This is a genomic window from Komagataeibacter melaceti, from assembly GCF_003403295.1.
Taxonomy (GTDB): Bacteria; Pseudomonadota; Alphaproteobacteria; order Acetobacterales; family Acetobacteraceae; genus Komagataeibacter; species Komagataeibacter melaceti.
Genome location: NZ_QUWV01000122.1, coordinates 1 through 17,911 on the forward strand (window position 1 = coordinate 1; position 17,911 = coordinate 17,911).

A 17,911-nucleotide genomic window follows, 5' to 3' on the forward strand; every position below is an offset into this window, starting at 1 on the left:
TGCCATGACAGCACGCCCGCCCCCAGCACGATGCACGCCGCCCCCAGCAGCAGCCTGCGGTCCACGTTTTCACGGAACACGACCCATGCGATCAGCAGCGTCGCAAGACTTTCCAGATTGAGCAGCAGCGATGCGCTGGCCGCATCCGTCCGCGCCAGCCCGACCATGAGCAGCAGCGGCCCCGCCACGCCGCCCGCCGCGATCACCGCCAGCAGGCACGGCAGGTCCGCGCGGGTCAGTGGCGCTTCATCATGCGTGGGCAGGCGCAGCAGCGCGCGCGCACCCAGCACCACCGCCAGCCCCGCGCCGGAACCCAGATAGAGCAGCCCCGCCGCCATCTGCGGCGTCATGTCGCCCAGCAGCAGCTTGGCAAACGGGGTGCTGGCCCCGAACAGCACGGCGGAAAGCAGGGCAAGGCAGAGGCCGGTCGTATTCATGCCCCCAGCCTACCATGCCGCAGGCCACGGCGGTAGCACGGCGCGCGGCTGCGATACGGGCCATGGCGGGGCGGATGATGCCGCTTTTTGCATGGATATTGCGGCGTAACGCCAGAATGCCGTGCCGGTGCCCACGCCACGCGCGGGCGATGATGGAGCCGACCGGACATGGATGCAGGCCGCATGCTGGCGCGGCGCGAAGGATGATCCCTGACGAAAGGATCAGAACCACAGGAGGCCGTTTGAAAAGAACTGATTTATAAAAAACAGCAAAAGTTTCCGGGTGCTGCTTTTTTCAAAAAAACATCCATATTATTGCAGGATGTTCCGTGAACTGGCTGCTTCAGGCAGTCTCCAGAATGGATGTATGGCGCTTTATTATTAATAGCCATTCCGCCCATACTCTATCCGGGAACCATGGCCACCATTGTCATCCACGCGGCGGGCAGCAAGGCCCTGCTTCCGGCACAGGGCCGTATGTAACGGCGGCGATACGCCCCGTTCAGGCCGGACCAGAATAAAATGCAGCGGGTCCATCCCCGCGTTTACAATGGAACCCGTGGCCGCCTGCCCGGCCATGCCCCATACGCCATTATCATATGGATGCCGACAGGCAACCGCCCCCCTGCCCGTTTCGGGCCGGGGCGGTGCCGGACCCCGCCATCCGTGCCACCGGCACGGCGCGGGACCGGGCGCTGCCCGCGTGCAGGATGCCCCGGCCCGGACGGGCGGGCACCCGGCCTGTTTACGCGACGCGCAGCGTGACCTTGTGCAGGTCCTTTTCCACCTGCGCATCCGGGTGGCCAACGTGGAAGGCTTCACCGGGCATGAGGCGGATGTTGCTGATGCCGGACAGCGGCAGCACGCTCCATTCCCCCGTGGGGGGCACGCGCTTTTCGTGTGCGTCCTCGCCGCGATAGATCATTACCTGCGCCGTGCCGTCGCGCTCACCCAGCGCGTGGGGCGAACCGGTGTAGTTCTTGCCATCGAACGTGAAGGCGATGACGGTCTTCTTCTGGATCGCGTCACGAAGCGTGTTTTCAACTGACATATGTGTTTTCCAATCTGCTGGACCCCATGCGGCCTGCCGCATGTTATAACGAGTCACTCAGCTTATACCCCTTCCATCCGCGCATAGAAGTGGCCAAGGCCATTTATTGTTGCAATACTGCCCTGCGTCACGTCGTTTCTGGCCATGGATGGCACAGGACACCGGTTATGTTGTTTCGATGAAGTAAAAGTCATCCCTGCATGGAATGAAGCGCATGGCAGGATTGACCTGCATCACGGCATGGGGGGGCCGCTGGCCCCAGCATTGGCGGCAGATGGGCGGACATGACCCCGAACAGCCCGCCCCGGTTATGTATTCAAGGAGAATGACCATGATTGCGCGACCGACATTTGTTGCCACCCCGGTGCGTGCGGCCACCGCGCGCGTGGCTGACCCGTTTGCGGTGCTGCAGCGCCAGGTGGGCCGGCTGATTGATGATTACCGCGCCCCCGAGACCTTTGGCTCCGGCCGCATCGGCGCCACCGACATTACCGAGGACGCGGCAGGCTACCACATCTACATCGAGGTGCCCGGCTGCTCGGACAAGGACATCACGCTCAACGCCAGCAACGGTGTGCTGAGCATCTCGGGCGAGAAGAAAAGCCCGGTGGCCGAAACCGACCAGAAGCAGCACGTCTCCACCCGCAGCTTCGGCGCCTTTGCCGAGCATTTCAGCCTGCCCGAGGGCGTGGATGAAGACCGCATCACCGCCCGCATCAAGGACGGCGTGCTGCACGTCACCCTGCCCCGCCGCGAACCGGCCAAGCCGACCGAACGCAGGATCGAGATCCAGCCCGGCTGAGCGCGCCGCGCCTGATATTTCATAGTCTGGTCAGACAGCCGCATGCCGTGGGTATGCGGCTGTTTTCGTTCCGCGCAACCGCTGCACAACGCAAGAAGGTTCTGGGTGCAGCTTATTGCAAAAAGCCTTAACGGCCGCCGCCCCGCCTGAAAAAAGGCGGCACCCGGAAACGTCTGTTTTTGCAGGGTTATTCCCATTCGTGGCCCTAACGCCACCGTTCATCCAGCACATCCAGCGCGCTGCGCAGCGTGCGGGTGCGCGTGCCGGGGTGTTCGTCCATGCCGCACACGGCGCACACCGCCCGGGCGCGCGCCGGGGTCAGCAGCGCCAGCGCGCGGTCAATCGCGGCACGGGCATGCACCGCCGCCTCCGTCTCCTCCATCACGCCCCCCGCGCCGGGGCCGGTATGGGGGCTGTAACGCTGCACCAGCCGCCCGCCGCACGTGCTGCGCAGCCAGTACCGGCGAAAACGCAGCCCCACCTCATGCTGCGCGGCACTCAGCCCGGCATTGGCGCGGTGGAACAGGCGGTCCAGCATGCAGCCATCACGCAGGCGGCGCACGGCCTGCGCGGGCGCGCCGGGGGCCAGGGCCACGCGCGCGACCTCCACGGGGCGGGCCGTCGCGGCGGGACCATCGGCCCCCATGTCGGGCTTCAGCCCCGCCGCAATGTCACGCGCCAGCAGCCGCGCCCGCCGGTCCGCGCGCAGCAGTGCTGCAACACGGGGCGGAACACCAGCAGGCATGGGGGTGCGGGTATGCGGTACGGCCATGGCATTTCCTGTGCGCTGTTGTGCAACATTGTCACTCTAACAGCCCGTCATGCAGGTGGCCCGCCCCAATCGGCCCCGCCCCTGCCCGCCCGGTACATGGGGAACACCCGCTTCCCCCCGGTTTCCCGCGCCCGTTCCCCTGTTCCCTCCACCTGTCCGGTACAGGATAACCGGCAGGACATGAAAAGACTGGCCGCCCATGTGGGAACAGAGGGAACAGCACGAACACCGTGCCCCATGTACGGAACAGGCGGACGGAACACGTTCCCCTGCGTCACGCCCGGCATGAACGCGGTGCGGCGCATGGCCTGCCGCACCGGCCTGCATGCTGGTCTGTGCGGTGGCGCGGTAGATGATCCTCCCGTGTTGGTCCTGCGTGTGAAACCGGCACATTGCCCCGCGTGCAGCCCCCGCCGGTGGGATTGGCAGATTACCCCATGCGCAAACCCTTCCCGGCAAACGCGAAACCTGTGCGTTGCCCCACATGTCGGCCCTGCACGGGCACAGGCTGTTTGCCCCGGCGCACAAATTCGCGCTGCGGGGCGGTGCATGTCGCCCATGAACTGGCCCGGCCCCGCCCCCGATCCGGGCCTGAATGCCCGCCATATTGTCCCGATGTAAGCCTGACACGTGAACCCGGCATGTAGGGCCAGCACCGTGGGGCCGTGCATAAGTCCGGCACATGCCCCAGCATGCAGGGGGTGCATGACGGCCGCGTGGCCCCCGGTGCATGAACCGCGCACACGAACCCTACGTGCCGGGCTGGCAGGTTGCCACACTGTGCGGGCCTGACATTCAGCAGCCCGTGCGCAGGTGCGGTGCGTGGTCCGCCATATTGTCCGGCGGTCCCGTGCCGTCTGCGTCCGTTGCGTGGGGTTTTCCCGTGGCAGGGACACACTCACGTATCCTCCGCCGGACGGTATCGGCCCGCATCGGCATTAGCTCCGGCTTCGTGGCGGGGCGGTGGCAGCGGTATCTACTATCCGGGCATGTGGGGCCTGTGCCGTAGCGTCAGTGGGTGCATGGAATCAGGTATGCAAGGCCGCGCATGATGCCCCGTCCGGGGCAGCGGGTCCGGCGTGCAGGGCTGGCGTGTGGGGCGGGTCGTCAGCCCGTCGGGTCGTCCTGTGTCCATGTCCAGTGGGTGGTGGTGCCGGTGCGGATCTTGCGCCGTGTCCAGCCAAGGGCGCGCAGCACGCTGGCGGCGCGGTTCTGGGCGGCGCGGTTCTGCCGGTCGCGCGGCAGGCCGAGTGCCAGGTGCAGGATGTCCGCCATGCGCGCCGTGCGGGCCGCCCGGCTGCGCAGCCATGTGGCGATGGGGTCGTGCCAGGCGTCCTCGTGCATGCGGGTGTCCTGCGCGTGGGCGGCGGCGGCGCGCAGGTGGGCATCGTCCAGCCACAGCTCCAGCGGGGCGGTGGCCTCGCGCCATGCGGCCTCGGCCCAGAGCTGCGCCCGCCATGCCGTAACCCACGCCACGTCCGCCCGCGTGCAGGTGACGGGCCAGTAACGCCGGTTGCCCGTGGGGTCGGTCAGGTATTCCCGCTCGTTGGTCGTGCCGGCGAACACGCATTGCCGCGGGCGCGTGACCTCGAACGCGCCATAGCTGGGGCGGTAACGGTCCTGCTGGCGGCTGAAAAACGCCTTGGCGTCACGGCTGGAACTGCGGCCCAGCGCCTGCAGCTCCCCCAGTTCCACGCACCACACGCCCAGCAGGCCCTGTGCGGCGTCCTTGTCCCCCAGGTCGCGCGGCAGGTCATCCTTGAACCACGGCGCGCCGAACAGCGCGGCCAGAAGGCGGCTCTTGCCCATGCCCTGCGGCCCCTCCAGCACGGGCACGTAGTCGAACTTGCACCCCGGCGCGCGCACCCGGCGCACCGCAGCGGACAGGAAGCGCGCGCCAACGGCGGCATGATAGGCGTCATCCGCCGTGCCCAGCGCGTGGTGCAGCCACGTGGCCAGCCGGGGCGTGCCATCCCAGCGCAGGCCGTCCAGCCATTCGCGCACGGGGTGGCGGCGGTGCAGCCCGGCGGCGGTGCGACACGCCTGCTCGGCCACCGCGCGGCTGACCGGCAGGCCATAGGCGCGTTGCAGATAGGCCTGCACCAGCGCCACATCCATGTCATCCATCTGGCGCGGATACGGCCCCGGCGGCGGGGGTGCCCCGGCAAAGGCCGGTGGCGGGGCGCGCGTGACCATGCAGCGGAAGGCGAATTCATCCCACGCCACCAGTTCACGCAGGCAGGCGTCATGGCCCAGCAGCACAAGGCAGTTTGCCAGTGACGGCACGACCCCGCGCGGCCCACGCGCCAGCAGGTCCATCCATGCGGTGTCGGATGTGGGGGTCATCGGCGCGCCTCGGGCTGGTGGGGAACGGGATGGCGCGGGATGTGCACGTGCGCCGTGGATGGGGAAAAATGAGGGCATGCCGGGGTCATGGCCGTGCGGGCCTGCGTTCCGTATGACAGACGTGGAGGTGGCCGCGCTGGCCCATGGACGCAGTGGATGGTGGTGCGGCGCGCGCGGTCCCGCCACAGGGAACCTGAAAACGTGCCCCCCATGCCCGGATAGTAGATACCGCTGGCACCGCCCCGCCACGAAGCCAGAGCGGACGGCGATGCAGGCTGATACCATACGGCGGGGGATACGTGAGTGTGCCGCCGCCACCAGAAAGCCCCACACAACGGACGCAGATGGCCCGGGACCGCCGGGCAACCGGGGTGCGGAAACATGATTTCTGCCATATCAGCGTAGCGCCCTGCGCTGCGTGCGTGACTGGCAGCGCCCCGCCACGAAACCGAAGCTAATGCCGATGCGGGCCGATACCGTCCGGCGGAGGATACGTGAGTGTGTCCCTGCCACGGGAAAACCCCGCGCAACGGATGCAGACGGCACGGGACCGCCGGACAACCGGGGTGCGGAAACATGATCTCTGCCATGTCGGCGTAACGCCCTGCACGGCTGGTACCATCGTGCCACCGGGCCGGAGCGGGTGGCGAATACCGCCCGGCGATGGATGCGTGAGCGCGGTCCCGATACGGGGAAACCCCGCGCAACGGGCACGGATGGCGAGGCCCCGCCGGGGCGGCGGGAGGCGGAAATGATGTCGCGATAGCGCTCCACGCAGCATGCGTGGCTGGCGCTGCCCGGCTTCGAGGCCGCTGCGGATGGTGGCGCGGGCCTCGGGCAGCGGGATGTTACGTTGCCGCGCGGCGTGGAGCAGGGTGTCGCGTGCGGTGGCCACGTCCATCATGCCCGCCCCGCACCACCGCCCCAGCGCATAGGCGCGGGCGTTGAGCGTGGTGTTGGCCGTGCCCGCCGGGGCGTCGCACACCGCGTGCATGGCGCGCATGAGCGCACCCTGCGCCCGCGCGCCATCCATCATCCGGGGCAGCGGGCGCGCGGGGCTGGCTGTGGTGTCGTGCGCCGGGGCCAGCAGGCGGGCCAGCCAGTGCGGGATGGGCGGCGGGGCCACCTGCCATGGCGGCACGCGCCAGCCATAGGCCCCGCCCGTGACCGCATGCAGCGCGGGCGGGATGGTGACCGCCTGCCGCCCCCGGTGCGGGTCCAGCCCCGGCGCGGGGCAGCCCGAGCGCCCGGTCAGCGCCTCCCCCGCATGGCGGAAGAACAGCACCGCCCCGCCGGAACCGCCGGTGCGTGTCATGGGCCGGGGCGGCAGCGGGCCGTGGCGGCGCACCAGGGCCGCAAGGGCCGCCACCCCGTCGGCCGCATGGGTGCCGGGGCGGTCCACATCCAGCGCGAACAGCCCCGATGGCCCGCACACCACCCGCCACCCGCAGCCCGGCCAGCGCGCGCACCATGCGGCAATGGTGTCCAGCGCGCATGTGGCGGCATCCACCGCGCCACGGAAGCACGCCGCGCGTGAACGTGGCCGCACGGGATAGACATGCCACCCCAGCAGCGCCACGCGGCGCAGGTCGGGCGGGATGGGTGAAGGCGATGGTGGGGGCATGGCGGCGTTGTATGGGATACGTCCCACTCCGTCAAGCGATAATGGGATACATCCCCCCTTCCGGTCCCGGCCGGGTTATGGGACAGTTCCCATTATGGATACACGCTCCCCCGCCGCAGCCGAGATCGAGCGTCGCATGGCGCTGCTCAACCTCAACAAGAAGCGCCTGGCCGAACTGGCCGGCCTGAACGAGACGTACGTGCATGACATCCTGCGCGGCAAGTCCCGCCACCCCGGCGGCGACCGGCTGGAAAAGGTGGCCGCCGTGCTGGGCTGCACCGCCAGTGACCTGCTGCGCGGCGGCACGGTGGCGGGGGCCAGCCCGGCGGCCCAGCGGCTCAAGGCACTGCGGGAGCGCGCGGGCTATACCGTGCGCGCGCTGGCGCGTGACCTTGGCATGGGGGACAGGTTTTCCAGCTACGCATTTTATGAGAACAAGCTGAAAAAGGACTTCATCCCCGTCGAGATGGTCCGCCGCCTTGTCCCGTTGCTCAGTGACCGGGGCGACCCGCCCATTGCGCCAACCGAGATCTGGGCGCTGTGCGGCATCGTGCCGGGCGAGACGGACCTGAACGAAAGCATAAGCCGCGCCGAACGCGCCACCACCCCCACCCATGGCGATGACGGCACGGTGGCGGTGCATGAATATGACATCTCGCCACAGGCGGGCGCGGGTGCCATCGTGGACCACACCGCCTGCGGCGATGGGGAGCGCCACCCCACGCTGGAGTCATGGCGCATCCCGCGGGATTTCATCCGCAACTACCTGCCCGACACCAGCGGGCTTGCCATCATCCGCGTTGCGGGCAATTCGATGGAGCCGGAATTCATGGCCGGTGACCGCGTGCTGGTCGATACCAGCCACCGCGTCCCCTCGCCCGACGGGGTGTACGTGCTGTGGAACGGCATGGGCGTTGTCATCAAGCAGTTGATGCTGGTGCCCAATTCCCGCCCGCAGCGCATCCGCATCATCAGCGTCAACCCCACCTATCCCGTGGATGAGGTCAATGCCTCCGACCTGGTGATCAATGGCCGCGTGGTGGGCAAATGGGTGTGGAAATAGGCAGGCCGCGCCAGTCCTGAGCATTTCCGGTCCTGAACATTTCTGGTGCCGCTGTGTAAAAACGGGCGTGCATGACACCGCGCTGCCCTGCTGCCGCCGCATTTGGGCCGCATGGTGCGCGCTCCCCTGCCCGGATGCACCATGCCTGCACAACCTCCCGCCATGGCGGGCGTTATCACGCCATGACGGACCATTACCATTTTCCCCCTCCCGCCCGGCATGGCCTGCGGGCCGCCGTGCTGTCCTGCCTTGTGCTGCTGGCCGCCCCCGCGCGGGCCGAGACCCGGCACCTGGCGCTGACCCCCGCCAACACCACCGTCCTGCTGCATGCCGATAGCGTGGTGGGCGGCATGGACGGGCAGTTCGGCACGGTGTCGGGCACGCTGGATTACGACCTGTCGCGCCAGACCTGCCATGTGGACCTGACCATGGACGCCACCACCGTGCATATGGGCACCGTGCTGGAGCGCACCGCCGCGCGTTCGGGCGGGATGCTGGACAGTGACCGCTGGCCCACCGTGCATTATGTGGGCGACTGCCGCCCCCGCGTGGTGGACAACGCCGTCCAGTCACGCATGGTGGGCAAAATGACCCTGCGCGGGCAGACCCACCTCATGGTGTTTGAAACGCAGATGGTCTTTACCGGTAACACGCTGACCATGCTGGACAGCACCGGCACGTTTGATGGCCGCGCATGGGGCATGTCCACCCTGCTCCATACCGTAAAACCGTACATGCGCACCGAAACGCGCATCTCCCTGCCCCCGCATGGCTGACCACACGCCCGCCAGAACCCCCGAAAGCACCCCCATGACCGATGACACGCCCACCCCGCGCCGCGTGGCCGAGATTGCCAGCTACCATGCCCATGTCTATTTCGACACGCCCGCCAGCCGCGCCGCCGCCACCACCCTGCGCGCGCAGGTGGCCGCGCGCTTTGCCGTGCGGCTGGGGCGGTGGCATGACGTGGCCGTTGGCCCGCATGTCGCCCCCATGTACCAGATCGCGTTTGAAACCGGGCTGTTCGCCAGCCTTGTGCCGTGGCTCCTGCTCAACCATGCCGGGCTGAGCATACTGGTCCACCCCAACACCCGCGCGCCACGCCGCGACCACCTGCATGATGGCCTGTGGATCGGCCGCCCCCGCGCCCTGCTGGCCGACCGCCTGCCCGAATGGAGCGACGCGGCCGACATGGCGGGCGAACCCAACACCCAGCCCGAGGCCGGGGTGGAAATCTAGGGCAGGGTCGGCTCCAGCCTGATTGCAGGACAGGGCGGCAGGGCTACCGGGGCCGGAACCGCATCGGGCGCGTGCCCAGCCGGCACCCACATGCCCCGGCAGGTGGGCAGTTCGTTATCCGTGGCGGGGTCCACCTGGTAAACCTGCCACCCGCGCCCGGCACGTTGCAGCCTGACACACGGCCAGCGGGCCGCCTTCGCCTGTCGGGCAGTCCATCAGGAGGCGGACAACGGAAATATTCCGGCCTTCATCCACAATTTTCGCCGCCATCAATGCGGTCCATTGGGCGGCGGCATCGTGTGCCTGTGTGAAATAATCCGTATCCCCCCAATAATTCGGGTCGGTGTCTGGCAGTAAATCACCGGCAGGCCGGGCGTTGCGGCCGGATGCAGGCCACGCCCGCGGCACCGTTCCATCCGGGCCGCAGGAACGCATGCCCGCCCGCGCTGTCAGCGGGCGTTCTGGCTGGCGCGGGTCCTGAGGAACAGATCCCACCAGTACTTCGCCTTCGCCTTGTCAATCGGTGCCGTGCCCTCGGGCACATTGTCGCCTGCATAGATAAAGCTCAGGTCCTGCATGGCCTCGTAATTATTGCCGTCCGCCGCTTTTTCCAGCAGTTCTATGCCCTTGGCCGGATTGATTTCCTCCTTGGGCATGCCAATGTGCATGATATAGTCCCAGCCAGCCTTCTGCATGCCAACAACATTGCCCGCATCGCTGGCGCGCAGGTACATCTGCAGGCTTTTTGCGGGTGCGTTCCCGATAAATGCCGGGTTGGATGCGTACCAGTCCCCCGCCGCCATCATGGCCTGGGTGCTTCCGGTATTGGCGGCGCGGACGTACAGGGCCTCGACCACCGCCTTTCTCTCTACCCCTACCGCGCTGAACAGGTTGCCGGTGTCATAGAATTTCGCCATTTCGAGTAATGCCGCCGCATTGCCGGTATTGGCGGCCTGCGTGAAATATCTGGTGGCAAGGTTGTCGTCTTTCACCGTCCCGCCAATCCCGGAGCGGTAGAACCAGCCCAGCCGGAGCATGGCGGGCACATCGCCCGCGGCGGCGGCTTTTGTGTACCATGCCCTTGCCGCGGCGTAATCGGGCAGTACATCCGTTTTATTTTCATAGGACGCGCCGATTTCGTACATGGTCCGGGCATCGGTCCGGGGCACGTCCGCTCCCAGCCCCGGCACCCCGGCTGGCAGTGCGGCTGGCAGCGCGGGTTGTGATGGCGCAGTAGCCACGGCAGCGGCCGCCGCAACCTTTACCTTCGGGTGTTCGGGTTCGTTCAGGTAGGTATCATTGCGTGTGAACGGCGCGGGCAGGTTATCAAGGTGCTGGGGGGCGATGCAGTCACGCTTCATGTCCTTCATGGCGTAATAGACCTTTGTCAGGTCCACCTTCCATGTCTGGCTGATCGGTGCCGAGATCGTCACGGTCAGCAGCCCTGAATCGGACAGGCTGTGGACCAGTGCGGGCACATCCGCTGCATCCACGGTATGGCTGATGGTTCCCGTGCCGGTCGCAACGGTGGAAGTATAGTGCCGGGCCGGACCGGCATCGAACTGCATGTCAACACTGACATTGGCGTGGTCGAGGGCCGCAGTCCTGTAGGCGGTGTTGATGAGCAGGACCTCGATCCTGTTGCTGTCGGACGCCACCACCGCAAAACCGGCCCCCTGCGCAACCTTCGCCACAACGGTGCAGGAGCGCACGCCGTTATCCGAACCGCCATAAACCATCCACGGGTCAATATTGTCTTCGTCAATGCGGGATATTCCCGCGCGTGCGTCGTGCGCGCCGATCGCGGTGCATGCAAGTGTTGCCAGCAGCACGAAGGAAAAAGGCAGTTTCATCAAGTCACCTGATCGGGTCTGTATTTCCGCGCCGGCCGGCCGGAAGGAGGGAAAAGCTGCGGCATGATAGCCACGATCCACCCCGATGACGAGACCACATGACGCACCCGGCCCATGGCCGCCCACGCCATGCCTGCGCCATCCCGGTGGTGTCTTTTTTTTTCAAAAAGGCGGCGTTTCCTGAAGCTTTTTGAACAAAGCCCCACCAAAAACTTCCTCATGATTACCGGGCGCGCCACGGGCGGATATTTGGCTTCAGTCTTTCCCGATAATCCGTTTGTAAGAAAACTCGATCATGGAAATGCCCGCTCCTGACCTGTCGGCAATATCCATGGCCTGTACGAAGGCGGGAATATTGATACCTTCATGCGTGTAGGCATATTTCAGGTTCAGATAGGCGTCATAGTCGCGCGAGAGTATATAATTGACCTCGTTATAATCAACGACGCCCCTTTTGGTCCATTTTGCGCTCTGGGTGTCAAACAGCGGCTTCCCCCATGAAAAACCGCCAATTTTCCGCGCCGTTTCCGTAAGCCGGGCGTAACCTTCCCTTTCCTCGTTAATGCAGTAATTCTCCATTTCCACATCAACGACCCCGCGCTTGCTCCACTGTTCCATACATGACCGGTCCGTGGCGGCCCCGTCATACGCATACATCTGAATACGGTCAGGCCCCGGCACTTCACCAAGGAACGCGATGGCGGAACTGTCGGTATTCTGCGGCTGGCCCGATGCCACGCCCCCCCGCCCCGACCCGGCGGCCTGCCGGGCGTTATGGTGTAAACCGGAAGTAAAGACGCCAATTATGAACAGGATACCGACTATGGAACTGACCGAATAGAAAATGACCTGAAGAATTTTCACGACAAAGGGTCTCACAGCAACAATAGTGCCGCAATACCAGATAATCCGCCCGCCCCGAACCGCTTTTTACGACCATGACCGGACCCCCGCGCCACCCGGTGCCAGGCGGGCACGCAGCCGGAACCATTCATGGCCAGCTTGCGCCCCGGCGTCGTGTCAAAGGGAGTGTACGGGACGGCAGGCAGCAATGCCGCCCCGAACTGCTTGTACCGCGTCACCCGATACCCGGACACGGGCCACCGGGCGGCAGGTGGACGCGCAACCGGGGCCGTTCATGACCCGTCCGCGCCCCGGTGTCGTTTCAAAGGGAGTATGCGGGACGGCACGCTGCAACGCCGCCCCGAACTGCTTTTGCCACGTCACCCGATACCCGAGCGCGGGGCACACGGTGGCAGGTTGGCGCGCAACCGAAGCCCATGCCTGACCCGCCTGCGCCCCGGTGTCGTTTCACAGGGAGTGTGCGGGACGACAGGCTGTAACGCCGCCCCGAACTGCTTGTGCCGCGTTACCCGATACCCGGACACGGACCACCGGGCGGCAGGTTGGCGCGCAGCCGGGACCATTCACGGCCCGCCCGCGCCCCGGCGTCGTGTCAAAAGGGAGTACGCAGGGCGGCACGCTGCCATGCCGCCCCACGGCACATGGAAACCGGGCGGGAAATCAGTCCCCCGCCTCGCCCATGGTGGGGTAGTCGATATAGCCCTGCGGGCCGTGGGTATAGAACGTGGCGGGGTCGGGCGGGGTCAGCGGGGCGCCCGCGCGCAGGCGTTCGGGCAGGTCGGGGTTGGAAATGAACGCCTGGCCAAAGGCCACGGCATCGGCGCGGCCTTCTTCCACCGCCTTTTCCGCCTGCGGGCCGGTAAAGCGCTCATTGGCGACATACACGCCGCCGAACTGCTTTTTAAGCTGCGGGCCAAGGCTGTCGGGGCCTTCCGCCTCACGCGCGCAGATGAACGCAATCCCGCGCCGCCCCAGCTCCGTCGCCACGTAGCCAAAGGTGGCGGCGGGGTTGGAATCCCCCATGTCATGCAGGTCGCAGCGCGGGGCGATATGCACGGCCACCCGGCCCTTTCCCCATACATCAATGGCCGCGTCCGTTACCTCCAGCAGCAGGCGGGCGCGGTTTTCAACGGGGCCGCCATAGCTGTCGGTGCGGTGGTTGGTGGAATCCTGCAGGAACTGGTCCAGCAGGTAGCCATTGGCGGCATGTACCTCCACACCGTCAAAGCCCGCCTGCCGCGCCAGCTCCGCCCCCCGGCGGAAGGCGGCGACAATGCCCGGTATCTCCGCCGTTTCCAGCGCGCGCGGGGTCACGTAATCACGCTTGGGCCGCAGCAGGCTGACATGCCCCTTCGGCGCGATGGCGCTGGGGGCCACAGGGGCCTCGCCCCCCAGGAAATACGGGTCCGAAATCCGCCCCACATGCCACAGTTGCAGGAAAATGCGCCCGCCCACCTCATGCACGGCGGATGTGACCTTTTTCCACCCCTCGGCCTGCGCATCGGTCCAGATGCCGGGCACGCCCTCATACCCCACGCCCTGCGGGCTGACGGGCGTGGCTTCCGACAGGATCAGCCCCGCCAGCGCGCGCTGGGCGTAATAGGTGGCCATAAGGTCATTGGGCACATGCCCCGCCCCCGCGCGCAGGCGTGTCAGCGGGGCCATGATGATGCGGTTGGGCAGGGTCAGGTCGCCTGCCTTGAGCGGGGTGAACAGGGTTGGCATGGTCCATCTCCACGGTTCATTTTTCTGGCGGCGATGATGGGCGCATCCTCCACCCGCCGCAAGGGCGCGAAACGGCCACACCCATGCCCAGCGCCCTGAAACCTATGGGTATTCGCCCGCCAGCGGGTTCACGTGATCCGGCGCGGGGCGGGTCCGTTACGGGCTGGCGGGGGTTTCGGGCACCGGCAGCCCCGCGCGGATGGCGGCGGAATAGTCCGGCCCGATCTGCGCGCCGGGCGGGCGGGTGATGCGGCTGGCCGCGTGCAGGGCCGCGAAACCGGGGTAGCGCGCGGGGTCGTAGGGGCCAAGCAGGTTCATGTCATACGCCATGGCCGCCGTGTGGCCGCTCAGAATCACGCGCCAGTCCAGCCGGTAGCGCAGCCTTGCCCCCGCGCGCGCCAGTATGCCGGTGGTGCAGTTGTCGGTCAGGGTGTTGTACCATACCGGGTGGTGCACGATATCGTGTATCGCGCCCACATAGCTCAGGAACAGCCGCTGCCGCACGGCGGGCGACAGGTCGAGGCGGTAGAGGTACACCCGCTCGCGCCGGATGTCGGTGCGCACGCCAATCAGGTCGCGTTCATCGGCGGTGACGAAAAACAGTTCGTAATGGTGGAAGAACCCGGCAATGGCGGAATAGGGAAAGCGCGCCTGCCGCCGTGTCTCGATCGAGATGGCAAGGTGCCGCCCCCCGGCAAACCCGAAGCTGAGGAACACATGCGCGATCGACTCCCCCGCCCAGTAGGAGGTGACGAGATCCACGCTCTCCAACCCGTTCAGGTCATAATCCGCATCATACCATGCGGGAATGGGGTCGCTCTCGCTATGGTAGCGGAAGTTGCGCACATGGGCCACATGCACCCTGTCGCCCGTGCGCCATGCATCGGCGGGAATGGCGTATTCGGGCGCCCATACGCGGTCATTGCGCGGCGGGTCGGTCACGTACCAGCCCACCAGGGCCAATGCCAGCCCCCCGCGCGCCACCCGCCGCAGCCGCACGGGCCGCAGCCAGTGCGCGCCCGCCATGCCCAGCGCAAAACCGCCACACAGTCCCAGCCGCAGCGTATCGGGCAGCAAGGTGGAATAATACAGCGCCGCCACCCCCAGCGCCGTGCCCGCCCACAGTGCCGCCGCCAATGCGTAGCGCGCCCATGGCCAGCGGGCGCGCCCTGCCCGTGCGGTCATCGCAGCGACGCCACGGGGGATGTCGGGACCGCCGGGGCGGCCACCCCCTGCGCAAGCTGGAGCAGCAGGATGCGCCTGACCTCGGCTATGGTGAAGGGGTTGGACTGGGTGGAATGTTCCGAATGGCGCACCACCAGTTCCGAATCCACCCCCGGTATGTGCGCGCTGGCATAGGACACGACGCCGTCATCCGCGCGGGAAAGCGGCTCGCCATTGCCACATACGGGAATGATGGAATGGGTATGCACCCCCGCCACGATGGGAATGGTGGGCAGCGTGCGCATGAACGAACTGCGTGGCGACATGGCGTACACACTGCCCAGCCGCGATACCCGCCCCGCCAGGTGGGTGCTGTCGCCCGCGCCGGTCATGAGTTCGCGCGCGGTCTCGCTCACGCGCAGCGGCAGGCTGGCCATCCGCCCCACAAGCTGCATGACCGACGCGGCGGCAAAGTAGCTGCCATGCTGCGGCGTGGCGATGAACACCACGCGCTGGATTTCGGGCATGGGGGTGGGGAACATGGTCTCGTGTATGAAGCGGCGCGCGTCGGGCCGCAGGTGAAAGGCCGAAAGCGGGTGGCTGGCGGTGCCGTTCCACAGCCTGTCACCGGGGTTGATGACCAGCATGCGCGCCAGCAGCCCGCCCTGGCTGTGCCCCACCAGCGTAATGCGCCCCAGCGCCGGGTCCGCCCGCACCCCGCCCAGCGAATTCACCGCCTGCGTAATGGCCCGGCGCAACTGCCATGCGGAATACGGGATGGGGCTGGATGTGGCGTAGGAGAAGAACCAGAAGTCAAAATGCTCGCGTATGCGCGGGTCTTCCAGCAGGTCATTGACCATGCCCGCCCAGCGGTAGGGGCTGGACGCCGTGCCGTGAATGAACACCACCGGCATGTTGCCCCGCCGGTGCGGCGTCATGGCCACCAGCCGCGGGCGCGTGCCGTCAAAGGTCGTGCCATCCAGAAAGCCGCGATATTCCTTGGTCCACAGCGCGGTTTCACGCAGGCTCAACGCGCGGGCGGCGGTCTGGTCATAGGCGGCGGGAACGGTGGCGTCACCAATGCGGGTGGCGGGGTCCTGATCCATCACCCGCAGCACCAGCCGGCCATGCGGGCTGTCCCCCAGCACCTGCGCGCGCGGGTTGTCCATTTCCAGCAGCAGGCTGGCGGGCACGCGGATCTGGTCCGATATGCTGAAGCTGCCGCCGCCTTCCGGGCTGTCAGGCGCGGGCGGGCGGGCGGTGTCGGGCGCAGGGCGGGCCAGCGCGGTCAGGGCCTCGCCCAGCCCCGGCGTGCGATAGACATTGGGCATGCCACTGACCGCCAGCGTGGCGGTGGGCCGCATGCCGTCCAGCACGCGGCCATGCCAGCGGAGCTGCGCGGGGTCGAAGCCAAGCTCGATCGTGCCATAGGGCAGCGCGCGCCGCTGCACCCCCGCGCCCACCCCGTTGGGAAAGGCCGCGCTCAGGCCAAGGTTGTACAGGTCGCACGCCTGGCGGAAGCGTTCATCATACGGGCTGGGGCCACCCGCCTGCCCCGGCTGCAGGTAGGCATAGGCATAAAGTGCCGCGGACAGGAAATCCGCCGCATTGTGGTGGCGCAGGCCCTGCCGGTAGCTCAGCTCCGCCAGCGCGAACAGGGTGTCGGCCATGTCATCGGGGTCGATGGCGCCGGTGCGGGCCTGCGCGCGCAGGGCCGCTATGGCGCGGTCGGGGTGGGCGCGCCACTGGGGCAGCAGGCCGTTGCGGCGCAGCACCACCAGCGTTGAATTGCCCGGCGCGTGGCCCAGCAGCGCGCTGCGGCTGGTGGCGCGGTAGCCCTGCACCAGCGAGACCTGCCGCACGCTGACCGGCCCGGCGCACCCCGCCAGCGCCACCATGGCCAGCAGGCTGGCGGGGGGACAGGCGGCGCGCAGGCGCATGAAGATCCGTTTCATTACCGCACATTAGGCGGCCCCGCGCGCCGCGCAAGCGGGGAATCGCACATGCCGCGCAACCAGCCCGCCCCGTGGCGGTTTGCCGTTCCCCCCATGGCGCGCGTACTGTATGCCCCGACACGCCACCACGCGCCCCATGCCCCACGCGGCATGGCGGCGCACAGCATGAAAAGGGCCAGAACCGACATGATGCCTCTCCCGCCCCTGTCCCGACCTGATGGCCGCCGCCGTTACGCCCGCCTGCCCCGCGCCATCGCGCTGCTGGCCTGCGCATGGGCGGGGCTGGCGCTGCCTGCGCCTGCCCACGCGGCGGGGCCGATCGGCATGCCCAACCCGGCCTCGAAATACTGCACGCAGCGCGGGGGGCAGGTCATCATGCAGCGCACCGCCGCCGGGGTGTCGGGCCTGTGCCGCCTGCCCAGCGGGCGGCGGGTGGATGAATGGAAGCTGTACCGCCACAGCCACCCCGCCATGCGCCGCTAGGCCACGCCATGCCGCCCCTGCGCCTGCTGGCCGCCGTGCTGCTGGTGGCGCTGGCGGGGTGTGAGGATGCGCTCATGGCCCGTGGCCTGCCCCCGGCGCAGGACTGCGCGCGCCGGGGCGGGACATGGCGGCTCACGCCCGATGGCCATACCGGGCTGTGCCAGCTCCCGCCCGGCAGCCGGGTGGCGGGCTGGACCATCGTGCCCCGCCCCCACCCGCGCTGATGGGCGGCGTGATGCCTGCTTCTTGCAATGCCCCGGTGCAGGCACCCCATGCGCCAGCCCGCTGCCACGCTGGCGGGCTGGACCATCGTGCCCCGCCCCCACCCGCGCTGATGGGCGTGCATGATGCCTGCTTCTTGCAATGCCCCGGTGCAGCGCCCCCCATGCGCCAGCCCGCTGCCACGCTGGCGGGCATGGTCAAATCCGCGCGCGCTGCCGCCGGGGCCGGTTGCATAACGGGCGTGCATGATGTGGGCTGGCGGATGAACCTATCCCACCAGCAGGAGGACCCCGTGCAGACCGCCCCCAGCC

19 protein-coding genes are annotated in these 17,911 nt (G+C 67.6%); 7 read left to right on the forward strand and 12 right to left on the reverse strand.

The genetic code is table 11. The features are described from left to right. Positions 1 to 437 (reverse strand): DMT family transporter (locus DY926_RS12630; protein ID WP_148707783.1); only part of this gene is annotated, 437 nt, incomplete at its 3' end. 745 nt (positions 438 to 1,182) lie between these two features. Next, on the reverse strand, positions 1,183 to 1,488 hold the full coding sequence (locus tag DY926_RS12640; RefSeq protein ID WP_116703693.1) for a hypothetical protein: 306 nt from the start codon (positions 1,486 to 1,488) through the stop codon (positions 1,183 to 1,185). Positions 1,489 to 1,819: 331 nt separating this feature from the next. Between DY926_RS12640 and DY926_RS12645 the strand changes: the two genes are divergently transcribed. After that, positions 1,820 to 2,290, forward strand: coding sequence for an Hsp20/alpha crystallin family protein (locus tag DY926_RS12645; protein WP_241503204.1), 471 nt, complete (start codon positions 1,820 to 1,822; stop codon positions 2,288 to 2,290). A 205-nt stretch (positions 2,291 to 2,495) separates the two neighbouring features. Here the strand turns inward: DY926_RS12645 and DY926_RS12650 are convergent, their stop codons facing one another. The 3 genes from DY926_RS12650 to DY926_RS12660 form a co-directional block, all read right to left on the reverse strand. Then, entirely contained in the window at positions 2,496 to 3,062 is a 567-nt protein-coding gene (locus DY926_RS12650) for a hypothetical protein (RefSeq protein ID WP_116703695.1), read from the reverse strand. Positions 3,063 to 4,169: 1,107 nt separating this feature from the next. Further along, positions 4,170 to 5,408 (reverse strand): virulence-associated E family protein, encoded by a 1,239-nt coding sequence (locus tag DY926_RS12655; protein ID WP_116703696.1) that lies wholly within the window; start codon positions 5,406 to 5,408, stop codon positions 4,170 to 4,172. 454 nt (positions 5,409 to 5,862) lie between these two features. Then, positions 5,863 to 7,059, reverse strand: coding sequence for a bifunctional DNA primase/polymerase (locus tag DY926_RS12660; protein WP_241503205.1), 1,197 nt, complete (start codon positions 7,057 to 7,059; stop codon positions 5,863 to 5,865). Positions 7,060 to 7,126: 67 nt separating this feature from the next. Between DY926_RS12660 and DY926_RS12665 the strand changes: the two genes are divergently transcribed. The 3 genes from DY926_RS12665 to DY926_RS12675 all read left to right on the forward strand — a co-directional run bounded on the left by DY926_RS12665 (position 7,127) and on the right by DY926_RS12675 (position 9,334). Further along, the gene (locus tag DY926_RS12665) at positions 7,127 to 8,095 is read left to right on the forward strand and encodes a S24 family peptidase (RefSeq protein ID WP_116703697.1); all 969 of its coding nucleotides are present in this window, start codon (positions 7,127 to 7,129) and stop codon (positions 8,093 to 8,095) included. Positions 8,096 to 8,166: 71 nt separating this feature from the next. Then, positions 8,167 to 8,871: a YceI family protein gene (locus DY926_RS12670; RefSeq protein ID WP_241503207.1), complete on the forward strand. Its 705-nt coding sequence runs from the start codon at positions 8,167 to 8,169 to the stop codon at positions 8,869 to 8,871. A gap of 34 nt (positions 8,872 to 8,905) precedes the next feature. Further along, entirely contained in the window at positions 8,906 to 9,334 is a 429-nt protein-coding gene (locus DY926_RS12675; RefSeq protein ID WP_116703707.1) for a DOPA 4,5-dioxygenase family protein, read from the forward strand. Here DY926_RS12675 and DY926_RS17340 read toward each other — a convergent pair. The 7 genes from DY926_RS17340 to DY926_RS12705 form a co-directional block, all read right to left on the reverse strand. Further along, the gene (locus DY926_RS17340) at positions 9,331 to 9,468 is read right to left on the reverse strand and encodes a hypothetical protein (protein WP_158551991.1); all 138 of its coding nucleotides are present in this window, start codon (positions 9,466 to 9,468) and stop codon (positions 9,331 to 9,333) included. The genes DY926_RS12675 and DY926_RS17340 overlap by 4 nt on opposite strands. A gap of 315 nt (positions 9,469 to 9,783) precedes the next feature. Next, positions 9,784 to 11,187 (reverse strand): tetratricopeptide repeat protein, encoded by a 1,404-nt coding sequence (locus tag DY926_RS12680; protein ID WP_116703698.1) that lies wholly within the window; start codon positions 11,185 to 11,187, stop codon positions 9,784 to 9,786. Between the two features lie 255 nt (positions 11,188 to 11,442). Further along, on the reverse strand, positions 11,443 to 12,051 hold the full coding sequence (locus DY926_RS12690) for a hypothetical protein (RefSeq protein WP_148707785.1): 609 nt from the start codon (positions 12,049 to 12,051) through the stop codon (positions 11,443 to 11,445). An 11-nt stretch (positions 12,052 to 12,062) separates the two neighbouring features. Beyond that, the gene (locus DY926_RS17035) at positions 12,063 to 12,269 is read right to left on the reverse strand and encodes a hypothetical protein (RefSeq protein WP_148707786.1); all 207 of its coding nucleotides are present in this window, start codon (positions 12,267 to 12,269) and stop codon (positions 12,063 to 12,065) included. Positions 12,270 to 12,711: 442 nt separating this feature from the next. Then, on the reverse strand, positions 12,712 to 13,776 hold the full coding sequence (locus DY926_RS12695; protein WP_116703701.1) for an alkene reductase: 1,065 nt from the start codon (positions 13,774 to 13,776) through the stop codon (positions 12,712 to 12,714). A gap of 156 nt (positions 13,777 to 13,932) precedes the next feature. Continuing rightward, positions 13,933 to 14,961 (reverse strand): Lnb N-terminal periplasmic domain-containing protein, encoded by a 1,029-nt coding sequence (locus DY926_RS12700; RefSeq protein WP_116703702.1) that lies wholly within the window; start codon positions 14,959 to 14,961, stop codon positions 13,933 to 13,935. Beyond that, positions 14,958 to 16,895: an esterase/lipase family protein gene (locus tag DY926_RS12705; protein ID WP_116703703.1), complete on the reverse strand. Its 1,938-nt coding sequence runs from the start codon at positions 16,893 to 16,895 to the stop codon at positions 14,958 to 14,960. Before DY926_RS12705 ends, DY926_RS12700 begins: the two co-directional genes overlap by 4 nt. Before the next feature lie 48 nt (positions 16,896 to 16,943). Here DY926_RS12705 and DY926_RS12710 point away from each other — a divergent pair, with 48 nt between their 5' ends. The 3 genes from DY926_RS12710 to DY926_RS12720 form a co-directional block, all read left to right on the forward strand. Continuing rightward, positions 16,944 to 17,378 (forward strand): putative hemolysin, encoded by a 435-nt coding sequence (locus DY926_RS12710; RefSeq protein WP_116703704.1) that lies wholly within the window; start codon positions 16,944 to 16,946, stop codon positions 17,376 to 17,378. Positions 17,379 to 17,386: 8 nt separating this feature from the next. Further along, the gene (locus DY926_RS12715; RefSeq protein ID WP_241503208.1) at positions 17,387 to 17,602 is read left to right on the forward strand and encodes a DUF333 domain-containing protein; all 216 of its coding nucleotides are present in this window, start codon (positions 17,387 to 17,389) and stop codon (positions 17,600 to 17,602) included. A gap of 8 nt (positions 17,603 to 17,610) precedes the next feature. Beyond that, a partial coding sequence (locus DY926_RS12720; protein WP_148707787.1) for a hypothetical protein occupies positions 17,611 to 17,911 on the forward strand: 301 nt, incomplete at its 3' end.

What these genes read in the sequence shown, in the direction of transcription:
- DY926_RS12640 (WP_116703693.1), bottom strand. Translation starts at nt 1,488, where the DNA reads ATGTCAGTTGAAAACACGCTTCGTGACGCGATCCAGAAGAAGACCGTC.
- DY926_RS12645 (WP_241503204.1), top strand. Translation starts at nt 1,820, where the DNA reads ATGATTGCGCGACCGACATTTGTTGCCACCCCGGTGCGTGCGGCCACC.
- DY926_RS12650 (WP_116703695.1), bottom strand. Translation starts at nt 3,062, where the DNA reads ATGGCCGTACCGCATACCCGCACCCCCATGCCTGCTGGTGTTCCGCCC.
- DY926_RS12655 (WP_116703696.1), bottom strand. Translation starts at nt 5,408, where the DNA reads ATGACCCCCACATCCGACACCGCATGGATGGACCTGCTGGCGCGTGGG.
- DY926_RS12665 (WP_116703697.1), top strand. Translation starts at nt 7,127, where the DNA reads ATGGATACACGCTCCCCCGCCGCAGCCGAGATCGAGCGTCGCATGGCG.
- DY926_RS12670 (WP_241503207.1), top strand. Translation starts at nt 8,167, where the DNA reads ATGACACCGCGCTGCCCTGCTGCCGCCGCATTTGGGCCGCATGGTGCG.
- DY926_RS12675 (WP_116703707.1), top strand. Translation starts at nt 8,906, where the DNA reads ATGACCGATGACACGCCCACCCCGCGCCGCGTGGCCGAGATTGCCAGC.
- DY926_RS12680 (WP_116703698.1), bottom strand. Translation starts at nt 11,187, where the DNA reads ATGAAACTGCCTTTTTCCTTCGTGCTGCTGGCAACACTTGCATGCACC.
- DY926_RS12695 (WP_116703701.1), bottom strand. Translation starts at nt 13,776, where the DNA reads ATGCCAACCCTGTTCACCCCGCTCAAGGCAGGCGACCTGACCCTGCCC.
- DY926_RS12700 (WP_116703702.1), bottom strand. Translation starts at nt 14,961, where the DNA reads ATGACCGCACGGGCAGGGCGCGCCCGCTGGCCATGGGCGCGCTACGCA.
- DY926_RS12705 (WP_116703703.1), bottom strand. Translation starts at nt 16,895, where the DNA reads ATGAAACGGATCTTCATGCGCCTGCGCGCCGCCTGTCCCCCCGCCAGC.
- DY926_RS12710 (WP_116703704.1), top strand. Translation starts at nt 16,944, where the DNA reads ATGCCGCGCAACCAGCCCGCCCCGTGGCGGTTTGCCGTTCCCCCCATG.
- DY926_RS12715 (WP_241503208.1), top strand. Translation starts at nt 17,387, where the DNA reads ATGCCGCCCCTGCGCCTGCTGGCCGCCGTGCTGCTGGTGGCGCTGGCG.